This is a genomic window from Mesorhizobium sp. M7D.F.Ca.US.004.03.1.1 (genome assembly GCF_003998635.1).
GTDB classification, from domain to species: domain Bacteria; phylum Pseudomonadota; class Alphaproteobacteria; order Rhizobiales; family Rhizobiaceae; genus Mesorhizobium; species Mesorhizobium loti.
In genome coordinates this window covers 1-3,211 of the sequence record NZ_RZQG01000704.1, presented here as the reverse complement: position 1 = coordinate 3,211, position 3,211 = coordinate 1, and the positions used below count along the sequence as shown (strand labels likewise).

Genomic DNA, 3,211 nt, shown 5'->3' with positions numbered 1-3,211 from the left:
GTTCGGGCTGCCGCATCGGCTTGCCGAATTCGGTGATGTCGGCGCCGGCGACAAAAGTCCGGCCGGCGCAAGCAATGACGATGGCCGCGACCGACGCATCGTCCCGCAGCTCAACCAGCGCCTGCATCAGCGGTTCGCGGACATGAAAGCTCAACGCGTTGACCGGCGGATTGTCGATGGTGACGACGGCGACATCGCCGTTGCGGTGGATCCCGAGGAAATCGGACACGCAAACCTCCCAGCACTATTCAGCGGCCGTGGCCGCGCGAACGGGATTTACAGCGCCATGACGTCGAAGGGAACCGGATGTCGGCCTGGCACAATGATTACAGGCCTTGAAAGTGCCTGGGACGACGAAGGCGCAGATTACCGCAGCGCCTTCTGCCCGCCCGCCGCCGTGATCACCCCGACAATGATCAGCCCCGTCAGCAGCAATCGCACCCCGGCACTCACCCCAAACGTGTTGAGCATGGTCAAAAGCAGCACCAGGAACAGCGCCGCGCCCCAGACGCCGGGCACATTGGCCTTGCCGCCGGCGACCGACGTGCCGCCGATGACGACGACAGCGATCGAGGCCAGCAAATATTCATTGCCGATATCGACATTGGCGCCGCGAAAATAGCCGGCGAGCAGCGCGCCGTCGATGCCGCCAAGCGCGCCCGACAGCGTGTAGGTGAGGAAGCGGATGCGGCCGACATTGACGCCGGCCAGCCACGCGGCGCGGATGTTCTGGCCGATCGCCAGCACCGAGCGGCCATAGATCATGCGCTGCAGGGCGATGGCGGCACCGATGGTGAACAGCACGGTGAGGATCGCCAGCACCGGAATGCCCAGCACCTGCCAGTTGGCGAAATCGGCGAAGCCCGGCGGCGGCTTGATCTGCAGCCCGCGGCCATAGCTGATGTCGATCGACTGGATGATGAAGCTGGCCGACAAGGTGGCGATGATCGGCGGAATGCGCAATGCCCAGATCAGCAGGTAGTTGACGGCGCCGACCGCAGCGCCGCAGGCAAGCGCCGCCAGCAGCCCAAGCGCGATCATGGAATCGTTGCCGTCCATCACCTTCATGGCGACCGCGCTGGCGAGGCCGATATTGGCCGGCAGCGACAGGTCGACATTGCCCGGTCCGAGCGTGATGACGAACATCTGGCCGACACCGACGATGACCGTGAACACCGCCAGCGACAAGGCGGCGGTCACCATGCCGCCGGCGCCATAACCGCCGGTGAAGGCGATCGTCGCCAGCCACACCAGAAGCGCACCAAGGAACGACCAGATCCAGGGTTTCGTCAGCAGCGATTTCACCGATGTCATCGCTCACCTCTCCCTACGGCTGATCAGCACCCGCGCCGCCAGCACGATGATCAAGATGGCGCCGTTGGCTGCGACCTGCCAGTCGGGTGGAATGTGCATGAAGGTGAGCAGCGGCGAGGCGGCCAGCGCCAGCGTCAGCGCGCCGATCACCGCGCCGATCGGCGACACCCGGCCGCCGACGAACTCACCGCCGCCAAGGATGACGCCGGCGATCGCCAGCAGCGTGTAGCCATTGCCGATATTGGCATCGGCCGAAGTGGTGATGCCGATCAGCGCCATACCGGACAGCACGCCAAACAGGCCGGCGAGCGCGAACAGCACGATCTTGGTCTTGAGCAGCGACCAGCCGGCGCGGCCGAGTGCTGCCGGATTGCCGCCCGAGCCGCGCAGGATCACGCCGTAGGAAGTGCGCATCAGGCCGAAATGAACGATGAGGCCGATGAGCAGCGCGGCAATGATCGGGAACGGCACGAAAGGCGGCTTGAACGCCATCAGCCCAAGCAGCCAGTCCGGCGCCTTGCCGCCCGGTTTGGGCAAAACGAGAATCGCGAGGCCCTGCCAGACGAAACTCATGCCCAGCGTCACCACGATGGAAGGCAGGTTGCGCAGATGGATCAGCGCGCCGAGCAGCGCATAGATGCCGATCGACCCGAGCAGGATGACGACGCCGATGAGCGGCGCATCCTTCAGCCAGGTCGCGGTGACGCAGCCGACGAAGCCGACGAAAGTGCCTATCGACAGGTCGAGCTCGTTGCCTGATATGACGAACATCTGCGCGATCGTCGCTAGGGCGATCGGGATCGCCAGGTTGAGCATCAGGCTGAAGCCGAAATAGCTGATGGCGCGCGGGTTGAGCCAGGCGATGGCGAGCAGCACCAGCGCCAACGACAGCGCCGGCAGCAGCCCGCGCAACAGGCGGGCGCGGGCCAGTGCGCCACGCTCGGCGGAAGTCTTGGCAACGGTTTCGAGGCTGGCGGCCGTCATCTCAGGCCGCGTCGCCGAAAGAGGACTGGATGATCTTCTCTTCGGTCAACTCGTCGCGGCGCAGATTGGCGACGATGCGGCCGTTCTTGAAGACATAGATGTGGTCGCAATTGTCGAGCTCTTCGGTTTCCGTGGTGTACCAGAGGAAGGTGCGGCCGCGGGCAGCCTCTTCGCGCACGAGGTCGTAGACCTCCAGCTTGGTGCCGATATCAACGCCGCGCATCGGATCGTCCATCAGCACGATCTGTGCGTCCGAGCCGAGTGCGCGGGCAAACAGCGCCTTCTGCTGGTTGCCGCCCGACAGCGAAAAGATGTTGTTGTTCATGTCAGGCGTGCGGATGCCGATCTTCTTCTGCCAAAATGCAGCAAGCTCTGCCTCGCGCTGCGGCGAGATCAACAGCCCGTTGCGCAGGCGCGCCAGCGAGCGGATGCCGATATTCTGCGCGATCGACCATTGCGGAAAAATGCCGTCCGACTGACGGTCGCCGGCGACCAGCGCCACAGGCGCTGTCACCTCGATGCCGGTCCGGGCGCGCGATGCCGCAGCGAAGATCGCCAGCAGCAGGTCGGTCTGGCCATGTCCCGCCAGCCCGGCGAGGCCGATGATCTCACCGGCACAGGCGACGAGATCGGTGCCGTCCTTCTGCGCGGCAGGTCGCGCCCGAACCCGCAGCGGGCTGGCGCTGGGCTTGGCGGCAGCGATTTGCGCCGCGATCTTCTGGCGCGCTTCCGCTCCGCCCATCGCCGTCACCAGCCGGTCGCGGTCGAAGGCACTGGCAGCGTCAGCGACAACCACTTTGCCGTCGCGCATCACCACGATGCGGTCGGCGTTCCGTAGCACCTCGCCCAGCACATGCGAGATCAGGATGCAGCTTTTGCCGCCGGCAACGAAGCGGCGTACGAAGGCCAGCAG

The 3,211-nt window shown here is 65.3% G+C and carries 4 protein-coding genes; all 4 read right to left on the bottom strand.

Annotated features, from left to right (window positions below):
- The coding region (locus EN935_RS28355; protein WP_164771397.1) for an enoyl-CoA hydratase-related protein at positions 1-229 on the bottom strand (229 nt) is incomplete at its 3' end.
- A 137-nt stretch (positions 230-366) separates the two neighbouring features.
- Positions 367-1,314 carry an ABC transporter permease gene (locus EN935_RS28350; RefSeq protein ID WP_109664038.1) on the bottom strand — a complete coding sequence of 316 codons (948 nt, stop codon included), beginning with the start codon at positions 1,312-1,314 and terminating at the stop codon, positions 367-369.
- 3 nt (positions 1,315-1,317) lie between these two features.
- On the bottom strand, positions 1,318-2,298 hold the full coding sequence (locus EN935_RS28345; RefSeq protein WP_109664034.1) for an ABC transporter permease: 981 nt from the start codon (positions 2,296-2,298) through the stop codon (positions 1,318-1,320).
- A gap of 1 nt (position 2,299) precedes the next feature.
- The coding region (locus EN935_RS28340) for an ATP-binding cassette domain-containing protein (protein ID WP_164771396.1) at positions 2,300-3,211 on the bottom strand (912 nt) is incomplete at its 5' end.